The sequence below is a fragment of the Bradyrhizobium sp. WSM4874 genome (assembly GCF_055811835.1).
On the sequence record NZ_JBVVPR010000284.1, the window covers coordinates 1 to 245 of the forward strand.

A 245-nucleotide genomic window follows, 5' to 3' on the forward strand; every position below is an offset into this window, starting at 1 on the left:
GCCGGGCCATTGCTGGTCGAGGCGACGCGCGAGATTGCGGATCAATTTTCAGCCTTGTCGGCGTCATCGAGCTCCCACGCCTGGCGCAGCACCCGACGGGTGGGCGCATGATGCTCTTTCGGCAGGCGTTCCATGATGTTGCGCGCCTTGTGGATCTGGCAGCGCTGGATCGCAGCGGCCGAACCGAAGGTGCGGCGGATCGCCTTCGACAACGCTTTCGCGCCGTCGGCGATGAACAGTCTTGG

Annotated in this window: 1 pseudogene; it reads right to left on the bottom strand. The window is 64.9% G+C overall.

The annotated features are described in order from the left end of the window. A pseudogene (locus AC0L3P_RS40355) lies at positions 1-245 on the bottom strand (transposase); the annotation flags it as partial.